A 15,363-nucleotide genomic window follows, 5' to 3' on the forward strand; every position below is an offset into this window, starting at 1 on the left:
TTGTTCGCGGGGTACGCACTCGGCAAGCCCACCGCTGCCAGATCGACCGCCATCGTCAGGCGATATTCACGTTTTGCAGCGACGAAAGCAACCGGCAGCCGCACGCGCAGCGGTGATGGTGCATCGCGACCGGCCTCCCGCCCTTGCCGGGAAACGAGGCGTTGCCCTCGGCAATCGTCGTCCTCCCATGCCGCGCACAGAGTGCCTCGTCACCGAGGCACGCCAGAAGCCGGCCCATGAACATCATTTCCGACGAGGCGGTCGTTACGGAACCGCCGTTTTCCAATGCGTCACCGACGCGAATAGGGGATCTCATAATAATCACTGAAAGTTGAATGATTTCTCGCACGATGCGCGTTCAATCCGAGTCCATTTACTCGATTTAATGTCAACAACGTCGACGTATTCATTAGATCCACAACTATGCAAACCAAGAGAAACATAACGTCCATCGAGCGAAATCACTGGCGATACACTTGGAGATGCCTCCCTCCGCATTTTTGACGAACGCATGCCTGCCATATAAAACCCAGGCAAATTAACGATATTTTTATCGCTACCGATTTTCGCAACAACCGCCAGGAAACTCATCGGATTCAAGGAAACGGGAACAAGAGATGCATAAATACCAGCCCGCAGATTTACGTCTGATAAAAATCCGACATGGGGAGCCGCCATCTTTGCGCGAACGACCACCTCAGGCTTACAGTGCATCAATTTATCCACTGTAATATATGAAGTCCCCGACACAATCACCAATTCCCGGTCAGAACTCAACCTTATACCAAGCGGCTTTTTTTCGACCAAGCATCGATTCCGATAGCCGGGCCCTTTTATAACAATCTCCGGCTCAGAATTTACCTCGATACTGAAATCTCTATCTGTGATCGATTCAGCACAAGAAAGCCCGCACATCCACATCAAAAACAAAATAGCGACGCATCGAAAACGTATCGCAATCGGCTTGCCGTCCTTGCCCGGAAGCGACGCGTTGCCCTTGGCGATCGTCGCCCTGCCACGTGAGCCCCGTCGCCCAAACACGCCTGAGGCGGCTATCGATTTCTCATCGCCACTTCCCAGTTTTTCGCCCATTCGAATACGGCTTCGCATTGCTCGCCCCAGATCATTTACCTGCTTTTATTAAAACATTCCTTTTCCGACTTTCGGCAGACGGGTCATGCACAGTCTTGGGATATTTTCTTCGTAGTACGTACTAATAAGCCGCCTCCTCTTTTTATCAACCTTCAGGTTGATAAACCGATATCCACACGCCGGGTACGCTTCCACAAACGTAGAGTTGTTAATTGAATAAAGAAAAACCCTATGGATTGTATAAACACCCATCCCATCATCGACAGACCAAATGGAAAACCCTTTCCGGCCATCAAAGCTATAGTCATCGACTGCGACATGAATGGGTTTTTCCGTGTCGACGCCAATTTCTCCACGATGAACTCTCTTCTCGGGGTTCACAATAGCGAAGGTTACTGAATGACCGTCGACTCTCAAGATGGCCCTCGTAGCTGGAGTCGGCGCGAATGCGATTGTCGAATCTTCCGCAAAAACGCCACAGGAAGCCAAAACCAACGGAACGAGGAGCAATCTATCGATCATGCGCATGGTCATCAATTCTTTTTTTATGCTGAGCCGAATACTGGGGCGACCAAGAGTAAAAATTGCCTTCCCATAGGTATTTCCAAACGCCGTCTGCATAAACTCCGTACACACCCGACTTTCACAGTTACTCCTCCATGAAACGGAGCGTCCCAATCATTTCCATAAACAGGTCGTAACTGAAGCCATTTTCCAGGCTAAGCTCGCGCTTGCGTAGCAGGCACACGGCATCTAATTGGGCCGTCATCTTGTCGTTGCCAACCATGACATGAACGCAGCGATAGCGTGATGTGTACTCCTTCTCTGGCTTGCAACGTCCACGTGCTTTGGCAAAGGTTTCCTCAGCGATCCAGCCATGCCAGTTACTGCCCTGGATCGGCCTTACCTCGGTTTTTATTGCCGGGTCACCGCAGTTTGATGTTTGGTATGCTGAACTCATCACCAGCGTCGGCAGGCTATCTCCGGGTTTCAATCGGAATACGCTGTGACCTTTAGCAGTCAACTTTCTTTCGATTCCGATCTCTTCGACGATGAAGGCAACGCTATCGCCCCCACGGGGGTCGAAGTTCGGATCGTATTGAAAATCCATTTCCATGACGGCATAGTCCTTGTTTTTATATGAACTGGTGCACCCGAACCCAATCACTTGATCAGAGACGCTTTTCAAAGCCGGAGTTCTCAATGACATGCCACATTGCTCCTCCACTTTGGAAGAAGTACGATTAGTTCCGATGCTGCGAAGACGAGCCGCGTCAGTTGCCGATTGCGCATAGGCGATCGAATATAAAAGCAGCCCGCATGCTGCGATAATGCGCCGAATCATGGATCCTTTCCTATCTCAGTGGAGCAGGCATTGTCTGCCCACATATACTTCCAGAAATCTCCGGAAGTATTTTTCATCATGAATTCCGAATATTTCTGAATTCGGTTACTCCATAAAACGGAGCGTCCCAAGCATTTCCATAAAAAGGTCGTAACTGAAGCCACTTTCCAGGCTAAGCTCGCGCTTGCGTAGCAGACACACACCTCCTAATTGGGCCATCATTTTTTCGTTGCCAACCATGACGTGAACACAGCGGTAGCTGTGATTGCTCGTATCCGGCACGTGCAATACCAAGTGCGAGAAGGAGCAAGCCGTTGGGCGGGCCCGCCGCGCCAAACCAGAACCAAGGACCGCGCGCGCGGTTAGCGACGCCGCCCGGGCACCACTCTGTGCGGCCACCGCAGCCCGGAAACCCTTCTGTCAATGAGCCTCCTAACGATGTGCTCGGAAATTGGGCAAAAGATGTGCATAACACAATGGGTTGTACGTCATCACTCTCTACTGACCTACTTGTTTGGCAAGCCTAGCTTTCAAAATTAGAGCCTCATATTTTTTAATAAAAATATTCCCCGAAGATGTATTTGGAGCGCAAAATTTTGTTGTCAGGACATTTTTTTTATCGCCCAGCGCAATTGATACGCATTTTGCGGTCAGTGAATAGCCGTCATTCCTCTTGTATTTAGGCAGCATCTGCATAAATCCGACCCACTCACCTATATACCCCTCCATTCCACTGACAAATACGTGCCGAGCCGGATAATTTTCTATCTGGTGTCGAGTAAAATTCTGGCCATCGATTTCTTCGTATGAAAAATAGTACCTCCCATCATCCAAGTATAATCTGTCAGCATCTGATATCACGGAATCAATGCCATGCCTATCATCAAGGGAGAGATAATTATCCCCACCATAATTAGTGTGGTTTTCTATTTCATAATAGCAATCAGAAATCATCTTAAATTTAAATTCCCTGCTCTCAGGCAACTCAAAATTACACCTCGACTCCGAAAATGCGGTGGAGGATGAAACCGCACACATCAGCGCAAGCACGGCAAAATAGAATAATTTCATCAATCAATCCATTATCAGCTTGAAGTCAACTGAAAATCCATCGACCATATCGGAAAGATACGAATACGCGTGTCTTGTGAGCCTTAGTCGTTCGTCAAACCCAACCGCCTGCGCATTCACGCAAAGCGTGACATTTCTGATCGCACTGGCTAACGCTGTCGAGTCAATATCCTCATCAAACGATACTCTTTCGACCCAATAATTAATGCCTAATTTCCCCAACGGAACAAGGACGTGATTCTCGTTATAACGGTATCTCTGCTTGCTGGCCCAATAATATCCGCTCACATCGCAAGCATTATAAGCCTCTGCAATCACGCTTTCCGGGCCTGGGTCAGTTGCGAAATTCGCACCACCACGATATTTGCTATAATTTCGATAATTATCCCCACCCGTCAGCTGAATCATCCCTTTTCCGGAAAAACGTACGCCGTCCCCGGGATCGCAATTCCCGAGAGGGGACAGTGTTTTCATCTGACCGCCAATCAATCTTTGAACTGGCGTATGACATCGTCCCTCATAATAATTCGTGAGGTAAGCCACCGAGCCATTCTCCCGCATAGAAGAATAGAGACCTGTTTCATGCAGCGTTTGCCCAAACCAGTTTGCCATTCTTGGCTTCGATGTAATTCCATATCTATTCATACATACACTTATCGCAGGATAAAGATTGGTTGGTCGCACCACACGACCGCTGTTATCGTTTCGTCCATCTTTAAAAATTTTCGATAACGATTGAATCGTGCGATTCGATCCAGCTGGAATAGCCTGAGCCAGTTCTCGGATGTTCAGCCACCCGCACTTCCTGAAATGGCGGATGAATTAAAGTGGGTGAAAAAACCAGAGTTTCTGTGCTGGAGGGAGTCCTGTTGCATCCCAGAATTGGAATCTCACCTGAAAATCGATAAATTTCTTATACCCATCAGGATTATTTTCGTAAAATCCACCTTGATCCGTGATCTTTGCGTATCGTGTTTCATTGTTTTTACTATCCCACTCGCTTGGAGCCTCACATACAAAACCACGCAGCTTGGCGCGAACATCATGTGCCATCACATAGCCGCGCAGTTCATCGTCCTTGCTCCATTCCTTCGGGTTGGGCACCACAGACGACGCGCTTGTAACAGTCGCTGCCGGAGCGGTGGTGGAGGCGGAAGACGCATTAACATCGTTCAGCAATTGCTTCAAGGCATCGACATCGCACAGCGCATCACTGTCAAATGGGCTGTTAGTGTCACTGACCTTTCTCCAGTTCATGAAGAACGGAAAATCAGCGTCAGAGGTTTTTATAACCTTATGGTCGCTAATATCGATATAGCCCGCTTTGCCATCAGTGTCGAATACCACGGAAATCCAAGTGCGGCGATCGCCGGCAGCCTGTAACGTAATCGACGGATTAAGAACCCGCCCGAAGCGCTGCATTTCATAGCCGTCCGCAGGGCAAGCGGGATACAACGCCGTTGCCCGCTTGAAGAGATCGTACTCATAATCCGCGTACGCATCCGGCATGGGATCAAGTGTCAGCGGTCGGAGCGGTGTTCCGTCTCCTATATCGAGCCATGAGCGGGTGTAGCGCTGGCCGCGGTCGAAAAACGCCTCGACATACAAGGTTTGGCCATCGGCAAGTGTTCCGGCCTGCTGCCCAGCGAACGTTATGCCGTGAATCTTGGAGTTACCATCGGGCGAAGGATTGACCGGCGACGGCAGGAAGGTGCTCGGACCACGAATCACATAGTACGTACTTCCCCAACAATCTGAGGTCGTAGATGTGACTAGTTGCTGCTGTCCTAGCTGGGTTGCATCGAAATACCCGTGGGGTCCGGTGAAGTCATCCGGCATCATGAAAATCTCGAAGTGCAGGTACGGAATGCCATGGCACTTGCCCACGTAACCAAGGACATCTTTTCTGCAAACTTTCTGTCCCTCGCCGGAAACGGCTCCCTTTGTAGAGTGCTTCAGCCAGGATGGAAACGCGTAGTGTGCTGGCGCCGGGATCGGCGGAAGACCTCGGCTGTTCTGCTCGTCCAGATCCATCAAATGTATGTAGAGCGAATAGAATGTCAGCTTGCGACCGTTGCCGGTCTCTGTCGTGTGCTTCAGCAGCACAAAGCCCGTATTGCTGTTCAGTTCAGGCGTTCCATCCGCTTTTTGCACACCATCGCTGATCGGCTTCTGGCTCACGCCATATGCCACAACTTCACCGTCGGCAATTGCCCGCACCTCAAGATTCTGGTTACTGGGATACAGATGTACGCCGGTATGCCAGCGGCGATCAAAGGCAACCGGATAGATGCCGTGTGCCAGTTCGTATCCGTCCACTTCGTCCATCATGGGATCAACTGGATATCGTTTCGGCACATCGCCGGAACTGGCGGACATGCCGTCAGACGTCAGGCCCGAAGCGGGAAGGAATGGAGGGCTGATGAGCATGTTTAGCGCGATATGTTGTAGGAATTCGTTGCATTGAAATTGCTTTTTGGAAGCGCTGGCAACGGGGCATTGACACTAGCAGGGCCTTCGAACGTGAACGATGCTGCCTTGATCTTGAAATCGCCCGGGCAGTGGAACACGACATTGCCGTTCTCGATCGTAAGCGCGGCGCCGCCGCTCGCCATGACAGTCTTCGTGCGCCCTGTAACCAACACGTCGGCGCTGGCGCTTGCCACCCGCAGTTGCTTGTCGGCAAACAGGTCCATCGCGTCGCTCTGTGCCTGAATCTCGACCTTGCCCTTCGCCGCGAAGATCTTCAGCCCGAGCTTGTGCGCGCACAGCGAGATCAGGTCGCCGGCGGCCAGCGTGAAGCGCTTTACCGCGCTCACGTCAACGTGCCTGCCGGCGCTTACCATCACGTTTGCGCTGGCGGCCTGCTGGATCGATTGTGGGGTCACCAGCGCGATGCCGCCTGGTGCGCTGGCGATCAGCCCTGCGCTCTTGAGCTGGTCCAGCGCGTCTTTCAGGCTCGCCTGGGTCGCCTTGTCGGCGGGCACGGCCTTCGCCTGCGTGGTGGTGTCGACCAGCGCGGTCACGCGGCTCAGGGCCAACTGAAGCTCCTGGAGCGCCGCCTGCATCTCAAGCTGCGGGGCATTCGGGCTCGACAAGCCGTCGGCTGACAGCATCAGGCCCTTCGCCCCATGCACGGTGCCCCAGCCCTGCGTGCTAATCTCGAAGCCCTGGCCGCGCTTCTGTTTCTGGCTGTCGACCAGATAGCCAAGGCTGACCGACGACTTCATGTAGACCGTCGCGACCTTCGCGCCTTCGTGGCCCTTCAGATCCTCGAAGCGGATCTTCGCGCCATGGAGCGGCGAGCGCCATATCGCGCGGCTGTGCCAGCCCGCCTTGCCATGTACGATGTCCGGGTGCGCATAGTCATGCAGCGCCCCGGCGATATACATGCGGTCCACGTCCCCGTTGGTGCATTCGAGCCGGACCTCCGTGCCCGGCAGCAGCGGCGAATGGAAGCCGCCCTGGTATGACGCGCTTGGGCGCATGAGGCGCAGCGGCATGGTGTTCACGCCCCGCTTGCCCGTGCGGCGCTGGAAATGCGGCAGTGCCCGGTAGCGGCCGTATTCGTCCAGCCACGCGTAAGGGCCGTCGTCGCCCGACTCGATGGTGGCGACCAGCGTGCCGCCGATCCTGCGCCAGTCCCGCTCAGGGACGTACTCAGGGCGATACGTCAGATGCGAGGGCGTTGCCTCGAACGTGTTGATGACCGGCTGGCTGCGACTGCCTGTCGTGACCAGCTTCGTGATCACGACACCGTATTCGGCCTCGGGCATCTTGTGGTTGGTCAGGCGCACCACCATGCCGGGCATCATGCCGATCACGTTGCTCGTGCCCCTGAACGTGGTCTGCCGGGCGATCAGTTCATCGCGTCTGGCGTCGGCCAGCATCTGCCCGACCTCTGCCGTGTGGTGGTGCTCGGTGCCGCGGTTCACGCTGCCGTACACGGAGTGGTCGTCGCGCGCGACGTACGACTCGGCCTTCAGCGGATCACCAGGCGTACGGTAGTTTTGCTCCCGTAACTCGACCACGGCCGGCACCAGTTTGCGGACCGGACTGATCGACAGCACCGCCTCGTGCCAGTTGCCCGAGAGGCCGGAAACCGGCATCAGCGGCACCTCGAGCGCGCGCACGTAGCCGCGGGGCGAGTTGCCGAATACGATCGTGTCGCGCTGTGGTCCGTCTCCCTTGCGGCCCTGCTTGAAGTAGATGAAGATGCCGGCGCGCCGGCAATGGCGCGACACAAAGTTCCAGACGGTCTCCTCGTACATGACCGTCTGCTCAAAGCGCTCCTCGACGCCTTCCAGCTTGAACTCGACGTCGAACGACTCGATCAGGTGGCGGTCGATGATCGACTCGGCGATCAGTTCCTTTAGCGTCTTGTCCAGGAAGATTCCCGAGTCGTACACCTGCCTGTACAGGGCAACACGTGGCTCGATGCGCAGCCTGTAGGTGGACTCGTCAAGGCTTGTGCTGAGACGCTCCCATTGCGTCACCACGCCATTGACCGTGCGTGCAGGACTGACTACCGGGTCGACCAGACCCGGCAACGATGGGATCGCGGCGCGTTCGTCGATCGTAAAGGTCGAGCGACGCCCCACGCAGGCCGCGCCGTCGATCGCCTTGTCGATCGACGTGACGGTGATGTCAGCCACGTAGGTTTCGTTGAACCCTTCCTCAAGACGGAACTCCAGAACATCCAGCGGCGAGGTGAGCGTGGCTACCGAGAGACCGAGGTGCTGGGTCAGCCTGGCACTCGGATGCCGCAAAACGTCAATGAGGGTTCGCATGGCGGCAGTGAAATCCGGTTTCTCGTTGATCGGCATGGACGCGTGCGCGTGCGCGTGTGCCAGTGCCATTTAGCGGAACAGGCTAGCTCACCACATCAAGGGCTGTCTATCGGACAAGTCCGAACCTGGCGCCATCCACTGACGAAGCGCTTTCCAATGGCGGGGGAGCCTGGAGAGCCAGATAGCCAACGCATTTCCATCGGTTGATGAGCCTCGGTTAAACAAGGCCCGTTTGGTATTGACAGCCGATGGGAGGCCGGCTAGCGGGGATGGTTGATCATCGCCGGATGATCATCGACTTGTACGAAACAGGAATCCGCACCATAGCAGGCGCGCGCCATACTCGAGGGCACCGAGACGCTGGAATTCTTTCCCGCCGCGAACGCGCACGCGCGCTGCGCATGGATCGCCTCGGCGCCGGGCCGGCTGCATTATCGCCAGATGAAGCGCAACAACCGGGGGCTGGTATTGCGCTATCTGCGCACACCATAGCAATCCTTGCGGCCAGTTTCCTGATTCTCCTCACGGCGCCACCTCGCGACTGCAACACAATTCAATCGGCCTGAATTCGATCGCGGCTGATGACCTTCTCCCACTCGGTCATCTGCACCTTGATAAACCGAGATGCTTCCGATGGCGTTCCTGCCACGACCGCACCGCCGAGGTTACTCACACGTTCCCGGCTCTCGGACTCGCTCATTGCCTTGCGAATCGCTTCCGAAAGACGCTGTACGATGTGGGGTGGTGTGCCGGCAGGAGCAAACACGCTGTTCCACTCGTACACCTCATAGCGCATCACTCCCTCTTCTGCCATGGTCGGCGTGCCGGGCAGGGCTGCGACACGTTTGTCGCCGGTCACGGCAAGCGCGCGGAGCTTTCCGGCGCGGATATGAGGCAAGGCGGAGGCCGTGTTGGCGAAGAAGACCGGGACCTGACCGGCAATGACGTCAGCCAAGGCCGGGCCGCCGCCCTTGTAGGGGACATGTAGCAACTCGATTCCCATGGACTGCGCAAACATCGCACCAGCCAAGTGCTGTGCGGTCCCATTCCCACCTGATGCATAGGCAATTCGACCTGGCTCCTTGCGAGCCAATGACACCACATCACCCACCGAGGATGCAGGAAAACCAGGATTCGCGACCAGGATGTTCGGGAACAAGGCAATCAACGATACCGGCACGAACGATCCGATGGGGTCATAAGGCAGTCGTTTGTACAGGGCCGGGTTGATCGCAAACGATGATGCATCCAGCAGCAGCGTATAGCCATCCGGATCCGTTTTTGCGACCAGATCCGCGGCAATCCTACCCCCAGCGCCAGGGCGATTGTCGACCGTGACCCTTTGCCCCAGTTCCTGGCTGAGAAGAGGCGACAGCAGGCGTGCCATTGCATCAGCACCTCCGCCCGGTGGATAGCCCACGACTAACCGGATAGGTTTTTCCGTCGGCCATGCCGTCGCTTGCGCGTGGCTACCGATCAGGCCACAGCAAAGCACGGCTATAGATGCACAGACTGCGAATCGCATAGGTCTCCAATCAATTTGCGGCTACTTCCCGAGCGGGCCGCTATAACGCGAAGGTCCCGCTTAACACCATCGGGGTTGACAGGCCTTCAACGAGTCTCGGTGCGGTACTGAAACTCGTCTCCGTTACCCAAGGCCAGGCGATATTCCACAGGCTTATCCGCCATATCGAACGCAACACGAGTTACCGACAATGCCGGGTGGTGCTCAGCCACACGAAGCAGTTCCGCTTCGCGTCCGCCTAGCCTGGTAAAGCTCAGATCATCGACGGCTCGACAGACCGTCACCCCGCAACGTACCGCGTAAAACGGATACAACAGAGCGGGGAATTCGCGGGGTTCAAGTACGGACAACCCGCGAAATCTCACCTCCGGCAGCCAAATGGTCTCGAGCAATCGGACCATTCCCTTCCAACTGCGCTGCCGTGACAAGTGCACTACCTGCGCGCCTTCTTCCAACCCTAGCTTCGCGGCCACGTCGACCGGTGCGGGCAAGACCTGCCTAGACATGATGCGAGACTGCGGAAGCTCTGCGCTGTCATCATCACAGCGAAGAAATCGCGTCATAAAGGCCCCGTATAGGGCACCTCTCACATAGGTCCCGCGGCCCTGCGCCCGCTCGAGCATGCCTTGGTCCACCAACACGTGAATCGCCGCGCGCACAGTTCCGACCGCGACGCGATAGTGCTGTGCCAAAGCGCTCTCCGTTGCAATCGCTGTACCTGGCGCCCACTCACCAGCCAAGATACGCGCCTTCAGCGAACCAGCGATTCTCGACCAGAGCGGTGAGGTGCCGACGAGCAAAGCATCATCGAATTCAGCAGGGATTCCGGAGGAGGCAACAGATTTCATTAAATAAAAATCACTAAAATATTTGGCCATACTATTCTTCTATCAAACAACAAGTCAAGTCCACTTGAATAAAATCGTACTTTTCCTAATAGAATAGGAATAATCCTATTTACCTTTGTTTTATTCTGTTTTCAACTCTAACGATTGACAATCAATTTCATATATTCTTCTTCGATCGCTGCGGCTGCACCCGGGGCCCCGTATCGCCCAGACTACAGGACTGACCTAGCCGAATGGAGGACGGTTGCCGGCAAAAGCGGGGTTCGTGTGGGCGTTGTAGCGTTGTAGTCCAGCCTAGCTTTCCTGGCATCGACAACAGTGCGCTTTCGCGTCCACTCCCTCATCGCGGGGATGTGTGACGTGCTGGAGCCCGATACACATCAGAAGACGAAATGGTACGGCTACACCGATTTGACTTGCGTGGCCCGCGCCGGAACCCCTCATGGCACGATGCGCACTGGCATGCGCTGCTGGGGGCGGCGTATGCACTGGGCTGGCACCTGGCCCCGCCCGGTCGCCGCCGGTCTGTGCGGACTGGTTGCCGCCGGTTCCGATCGCGCTGGCGCCCGACCATTTCGGCAAGCCTGTGCCGACGGCACCGATAGATGAACCAATGACGGCTTGTGCCACTCACCGGCATCGACATCAACCCGTGTACATCAAGCTGAGTGCCCCACTTCGGGTGAAATCCGACTTGCAGCACCAGGCATGCGCACTGTGCCCATATGAAGGTGACCCGGAGCTGCTGCGCCAATTGGTAGCCCCGGCAGCAACCGATGTTGACCAGGGTCGCGCGTCCGTTAGTCCTTGCCCTCCAAAATACCTGTCAGTGCTTCCGTCAGCGTGGTCACGACCTGCGCGCCTTTGCTCGCTGCAGCGTTGCCAGCGCCATTGGTTTCACGGAAATACTGGATGGAATATTCCCATGGCTGGAAATTCAATAGCCCTTGTTTCAGTTCATCTACCCTGCCCTGCAGGCGTTCGACTTCGTCGCTGCTTAGCATCTGGACCACCGCGGTGGGGCGCGGTGCCCGCACATTGCCCGGGTCGACCGACAGAACCCACTTCTGACGCGGCAGCCGTGAGTCCGACAACTTCAGCACGGAAATAGCCCCGAGGAAGGCAGCCGATGCGGATGGGACATCCAGCGTCAGTACGGCGTCACCGTAACTTGCGCGAATCTGTTTCCCGTGTGTCGACACGGAAAAACCCTCCCCGCCGAGGAAGACGTGAAACTCCTTTTTTAGCTCGTCGAGGATCCGCTGCCTGTCTTTGATCCGGAGGGCAATGAGCTTATCACCCAGTTTAGCTTCCTCTTCCCTCAATTCTTGAATTCGCTTGAAACCTTCCAGGGCCATGCCTGCACTCCTTGATCTGACAAGATCGATTGACGAAAAACGTTGACGGCCTGTGACTCGTGGCGGTCGATCTCGCGCCGGTCCAATCTATCTGGCATTTGCTCCGGAAATCTCATCCCATATGGATGGGTTCCCTTCAAGAACAAAACTCGTCAAGATGGAAAATCTCAATCTGGCTGAGACGCCCATACTTTACTCGGTTTCAGTGTTTCAGGCATTGCAAGGTTCGCATAACCTATTCAATCAATCTTGTTTTCCATGGATGTAGCAAATCTACGACACAGATAGGACGAGTAAATGATTAAAGGAATCGGATGAATCATATCTTTCATAACGATTTTTTCCACTATCGCTATTCTTTATAAGGCGCTAAAAAAAATTAGTACTTGTCCCATTGATTCCAATGAGGCATTACGCTCAAATCGGGGCTACATTTGCGCACATAGCCCATCCGGAGAGAGAGCGTATGCAGAAGAACAAGCGGCCCATCGGCATTTGGGAGGCCCAGCCATGAAGCGAAGAATTGCCTGCGTTAACGACGAACTGGAGGATGGTGGCAGGATCCTGCCCTCTCCAGGCCGAGGTTGCACTTTTGGCGATCCCGCTCGCCAGACAGCGATGATCGGAGGCCAGGCATACTGCGAAGCCTGCAAGAGCACTGGCACGATTGCCAAGGCCGGCGGGCCACGCCGGATGCAGTTCATGGGCGAGATTGCCCTGGACGGCGATATTGTCCTGTGCCGGTGCCCGACGCCGCCGCGCATTGTTGCTCTGCTTGCCGGCGAAAAATGGTTCGACGATATGGGCGCACGCAATGGCGCACCCGCGGCCATCTCCCCCGCACAGAGCATATTTGCGGCATCCAACCCGCAGTACGACCAACAGATCCAGCTCATCAACGAGCAGACGGGGCAACCGTTGGCGCGCGTGAGATATCGCCTCATCGGTGAGCTGGGTACGTTTGACGGCCGCACTGACGAACAGGGGATGAGTGAGCGCGTCGCCAGCGACACCGCATCGACCATGAAGATCGAAATCTTGGGGGCCGGGCGCCTGATGCGGCCGATCAAGACGGTTAAGGTGCAACATACGCCTATCGAGGACCGGGCGCCGGTCAAGGTCTATCTGTTACAGCCCCGCGGCACGCTGTATTGGGGCAGTGCCGAGCTGGACGGCGGATATGTTCAGCCGCTGCTCGATGCGTTCCGGAAGGCGGGGATTGCGCACTGCTTCGCTGGGCTGACCCATGCCGCTGGCGCAGCCATGCCAAATGGAAACGAATTCGCTGGCACATTGCTTGACGCTATCCATTCGGGAATGCCGATCCGCTCGCGCGACGACAGCGAGTGGACGATTGCGGGCGGTATAGCGATGGAGGCTCCGCAGTTCAACCTGATCGGCTACAGCTACGGCTCTCTCCTGGCCGCGCAAACCGCATGGTCATATGCCCGTGCCGGCCACGTGATCGACCATTTGGTACTGGTGGGCTCACCGATTGAGGCGGGGTTCCTTTCACACCTGCGCAACCACGAGAACATCCGCAAGACCATCGTTATCGATCTGGAGCCGTTCGGAGACCCGATCTACGCCGGAATGCCTTGGCGCGAGCTGGTTGAATCGGTGCCGATGCTTGAGAGCCAGATGCTCGCCGGCAAGTGCGAGGGGCACTTCTACTATGCCCATGTTGTGAGAGACAGCCCGAAACGATGGGCTGCGCTCGCCGAGCGTGTTGCGGCGGAGGGCCTTAGATGACTACGCGCACCAAGGCCCTTGTGCGCATCGTCCCCGGCCTCGGAGCACTTCTCGCTCTCGATGGGCTCGGCCTGGCCGTGGCTACCATCCTGGTGACAAACTGCGTGCTCCGCCCGCCATGGGCACAGCATCAACAGATGCGCACTGCGACCCGCAAAGATGAAGTCACGCTCGTCACACTCTTCCGATGAACAGCCTCTTCTAGCGCTGCGCCACGGCCTCGAAGCGCGCCACCACGACATTGTCGGCCCCGAGCAGATCGAGCTGGTGGCCCGCGATGCGATAGCGCCGTACGGTTTCCAGGGCGCGCAGGATCTGCGTTTCCTGGGCCATGCCCTGTGCGCAGGCCATCATGGTGCCTGCCAGGCCTTTGATGCGAAGCTGGTCCCCATCGACTTCAAAGCCGCCCATCAGGCTGTTGCAGCCGCCATTGCCTGACAGTCGCGCTTCGTCGGTGGCAAGGATCAGGTGCGGTTCCCGCTGGTGCTCCGCCACGCTGACCGGCGCATCGCCTATCCGCGTGAGCTTCCAGTAAGTCCCGCGCAACGGACTGTCAGGCACCTGGGCGGATGGTTTCCCCTCGCCCCTCGAAGCCGATACCAGCTGCAACTGGAGTGGCGCATTGCTGCCGTCGAGCGCCGGGACATGCGTGTCGGTGGTGAACAGCAACCGGCCGTGCTGCCGGATCACCGCCCGCACGGCGTAGCGATGGCCAGGTTCAATCGCCTGGTCTTGGTAGGCAACCCCGAAATGAAAGGGTGGCTGGCCCGCCGGATCCAGCGTGGAGCGGCCGATAACCTTGGCTGGCGCTCCGGCGCGCGATACGTCTTGCAGCGTGACTTCAAACACGGCATCGGGAGGCAACGCGATACGCTCGCGATAAGCCGCCGTGCCCGTCACGGTGCCGGCCAGCGCAGGCAACGCCAGGGCGGCAACGATCGCGGCAAGAGTTTGGCGTACGGGGTTCTTCGACATGGTTTTCTCCGTTCTCGGGTTCATTGGGTTGACTCGTGAAGCCTTCACGCAATCACGACTATGTAGTTTTCCGGACAACTGCTGACTATATGCCACGCGTCGAGCCTGCACCTTCCGTTTCAGGATTCCGCAGCGTCCACGTCGATGCAATAGGCCTACATAACACACTTCTGGCGTAACGCTTTTGCCGGGCATCAAACTCGCGGTTATTCCCCAAAACTCGCGATCACACAATGCAGCGGGAATCAGGCCGGCAGCACAAAGTACAATGACGGCCCTTCACTCGGTCCTGAATCAACCGGTCACCCACTGATGATCACGTATTGAGTTTCACTTCGCATCCGATTGGGAGTATTCATGCGAAAAAGCGTTACCCCAGCCGTTCATCCCGTACGCTGTGTACTGGGAAAACGAGCAATGAAATGTAGCAAAAATATAACAAAGACACGCACTTTACACCATGCGGTTATACACATCGTTGACCCACCGAAGCGATCCTGGCGCCCCGGAAAAGTGTTTACATTCAAGGACTTGAAGCGGCACTTGTAAACTGTCTGAGTCTCGCGTTTACTTCTGCCTTTTTGGGTGACGCGTTGACGATTGAATC

Annotated in this window: 14 protein-coding genes; 2 read left to right on the plus strand and 12 right to left on the minus strand. The window is 56.0% G+C overall.

All coding sequences use genetic code 11. The features are described from left to right. Window positions 1-55: 55 nt before the first annotated feature. From AC1DS6_RS12885 to AC1DS6_RS12935, 11 genes are all read right to left on the minus strand, one after another. On the minus strand, window positions 56-316 hold the full coding sequence (locus tag AC1DS6_RS12885; protein ID WP_477102576.1) for a PAAR domain-containing protein: 261 nt from the start codon (window positions 314-316) through the stop codon (window positions 56-58). 5 nt (window positions 317-321) lie between these two features. Beyond that, a complete protein-coding gene (locus tag AC1DS6_RS12890; RefSeq protein WP_477102577.1) occupies window positions 322-1,092 on the minus strand; it encodes a hypothetical protein in 771 nt (256 codons plus the stop codon). A 48-nt stretch (window positions 1,093-1,140) separates the two neighbouring features. Then, the gene (locus tag AC1DS6_RS12895) at window positions 1,141-1,713 is read right to left on the minus strand and encodes a hypothetical protein (RefSeq protein WP_441632801.1); all 573 of its coding nucleotides are present in this window, start codon (window positions 1,711-1,713) and stop codon (window positions 1,141-1,143) included. Window positions 1,714-1,741: 28 nt separating this feature from the next. Then, the gene (locus AC1DS6_RS12900; protein ID WP_441632803.1) at window positions 1,742-2,437 is read right to left on the minus strand and encodes a hypothetical protein; all 696 of its coding nucleotides are present in this window, start codon (window positions 2,435-2,437) and stop codon (window positions 1,742-1,744) included. 498 nt (window positions 2,438-2,935) lie between these two features. Next, window positions 2,936-3,508 carry a hypothetical protein gene (locus tag AC1DS6_RS12905; RefSeq protein ID WP_441632805.1) on the minus strand — a complete coding sequence of 191 codons (573 nt, stop codon included), beginning with the start codon at window positions 3,506-3,508 and terminating at the stop codon, window positions 2,936-2,938. A 3-nt stretch (window positions 3,509-3,511) separates the two neighbouring features. Then, complete coding sequence (locus tag AC1DS6_RS12910; RefSeq protein WP_477102578.1) at window positions 3,512-4,120, minus strand: hypothetical protein; 609 nt, start codon at window positions 4,118-4,120, stop codon at window positions 3,512-3,514. Between the two features lie 210 nt (window positions 4,121-4,330). Further along, window positions 4,331-5,938 (minus strand): M23 family peptidase, encoded by a 1,608-nt coding sequence (locus AC1DS6_RS12915; protein ID WP_477102579.1) that lies wholly within the window; start codon window positions 5,936-5,938, stop codon window positions 4,331-4,333. A gap of 2 nt (window positions 5,939-5,940) precedes the next feature. Beyond that, on the minus strand, window positions 5,941-8,298 hold the full coding sequence (locus AC1DS6_RS12920; RefSeq protein WP_477102580.1) for a type VI secretion system Vgr family protein: 2,358 nt from the start codon (window positions 8,296-8,298) through the stop codon (window positions 5,941-5,943). Window positions 8,299-8,851: 553 nt separating this feature from the next. Beyond that, a complete protein-coding gene (locus AC1DS6_RS12925) occupies window positions 8,852-9,685 on the minus strand; it encodes a tripartite tricarboxylate transporter substrate binding protein (protein ID WP_441632811.1) in 834 nt (277 codons plus the stop codon). A gap of 224 nt (window positions 9,686-9,909) precedes the next feature. Next, window positions 9,910-10,701 carry a GntR family transcriptional regulator gene (locus AC1DS6_RS12930; RefSeq protein WP_441632813.1) on the minus strand — a complete coding sequence of 264 codons (792 nt, stop codon included), beginning with the start codon at window positions 10,699-10,701 and terminating at the stop codon, window positions 9,910-9,912. 770 nt (window positions 10,702-11,471) lie between these two features. Beyond that, the gene (locus tag AC1DS6_RS12935) at window positions 11,472-12,029 is read right to left on the minus strand and encodes a hypothetical protein (RefSeq protein ID WP_441632815.1); all 558 of its coding nucleotides are present in this window, start codon (window positions 12,027-12,029) and stop codon (window positions 11,472-11,474) included. Between the two features lie 510 nt (window positions 12,030-12,539). On the opposite strand from AC1DS6_RS12935, the gene AC1DS6_RS12940 reads away from it, so the two are divergent. Together AC1DS6_RS12940 and AC1DS6_RS12945 are read left to right on the plus strand one after the other, a co-directional pair. Beyond that, window positions 12,540-13,781 carry a hypothetical protein gene (locus AC1DS6_RS12940; RefSeq protein ID WP_441632816.1) on the plus strand — a complete coding sequence of 414 codons (1,242 nt, stop codon included), beginning with the start codon at window positions 12,540-12,542 and terminating at the stop codon, window positions 13,779-13,781. Continuing rightward, window positions 13,778-13,972, plus strand: a complete 195-nt coding sequence (locus AC1DS6_RS12945; protein WP_441632818.1) for a hypothetical protein — start codon at window positions 13,778-13,780, stop codon at window positions 13,970-13,972. The genes AC1DS6_RS12940 and AC1DS6_RS12945 overlap by 4 nt, the downstream gene beginning before the upstream one ends. A gap of 10 nt (window positions 13,973-13,982) precedes the next feature. Here AC1DS6_RS12945 and AC1DS6_RS12950 read toward each other — a convergent pair whose 3' ends face one another. Then, window positions 13,983-14,756 carry a YbaY family lipoprotein gene (locus AC1DS6_RS12950; protein ID WP_477102581.1) on the minus strand — a complete coding sequence of 258 codons (774 nt, stop codon included), beginning with the start codon at window positions 14,754-14,756 and terminating at the stop codon, window positions 13,983-13,985. Between the last annotated feature and the right edge of the window lie 607 nt (window positions 14,757-15,363).

This window comes from Cupriavidus sp. 05L310 (assembly GCF_056398185.1).

Coding starts and splice junctions, on each gene's coding strand:
- AC1DS6_RS12885 (WP_477102576.1), bottom strand. CDS start 316: ATGAGATCCCCTATTCGCGTCGGTGACGCATTGGAAAACGGCGGTTCC.
- AC1DS6_RS12890 (WP_477102577.1), bottom strand. CDS start 1,092: ATGGGCGAAAAACTGGGAAGTGGCGATGAGAAATCGATAGCCGCCTCA.
- AC1DS6_RS12895 (WP_441632801.1), bottom strand. CDS start 1,713: ATGCAGACGGCGTTTGGAAATACCTATGGGAAGGCAATTTTTACTCTT.
- AC1DS6_RS12900 (WP_441632803.1), bottom strand. CDS start 2,437: ATGATTCGGCGCATTATCGCAGCATGCGGGCTGCTTTTATATTCGATC.
- AC1DS6_RS12905 (WP_441632805.1), bottom strand. CDS start 3,508: ATGAAATTATTCTATTTTGCCGTGCTTGCGCTGATGTGTGCGGTTTCA.
- AC1DS6_RS12910 (WP_477102578.1), bottom strand. CDS start 4,120: ATGGCAAACTGGTTTGGGCAAACGCTGCATGAAACAGGTCTCTATTCT.
- AC1DS6_RS12915 (WP_477102579.1), bottom strand. CDS start 5,938: ATGCTCATCAGCCCTCCATTCCTTCCCGCTTCGGGCCTGACGTCTGAC.
- AC1DS6_RS12920 (WP_477102580.1), bottom strand. CDS start 8,298: ATGCGAACCCTCATTGACGTTTTGCGGCATCCGAGTGCCAGGCTGACC.
- AC1DS6_RS12925 (WP_441632811.1), bottom strand. CDS start 9,685: ATGGCACGCCTGCTGTCGCCTCTTCTCAGCCAGGAACTGGGGCAAAGG.
- AC1DS6_RS12930 (WP_441632813.1), bottom strand. CDS start 10,701: ATGGCCAAATATTTTAGTGATTTTTATTTAATGAAATCTGTTGCCTCC.
- AC1DS6_RS12935 (WP_441632815.1), bottom strand. CDS start 12,029: ATGGCCCTGGAAGGTTTCAAGCGAATTCAAGAATTGAGGGAAGAGGAA.
- AC1DS6_RS12940 (WP_441632816.1), top strand. CDS start 12,540: ATGAAGCGAAGAATTGCCTGCGTTAACGACGAACTGGAGGATGGTGGC.
- AC1DS6_RS12945 (WP_441632818.1), top strand. CDS start 13,778: ATGACTACGCGCACCAAGGCCCTTGTGCGCATCGTCCCCGGCCTCGGA.
- AC1DS6_RS12950 (WP_477102581.1), bottom strand. CDS start 14,756: ATGTCGAAGAACCCCGTACGCCAAACTCTTGCCGCGATCGTTGCCGCC.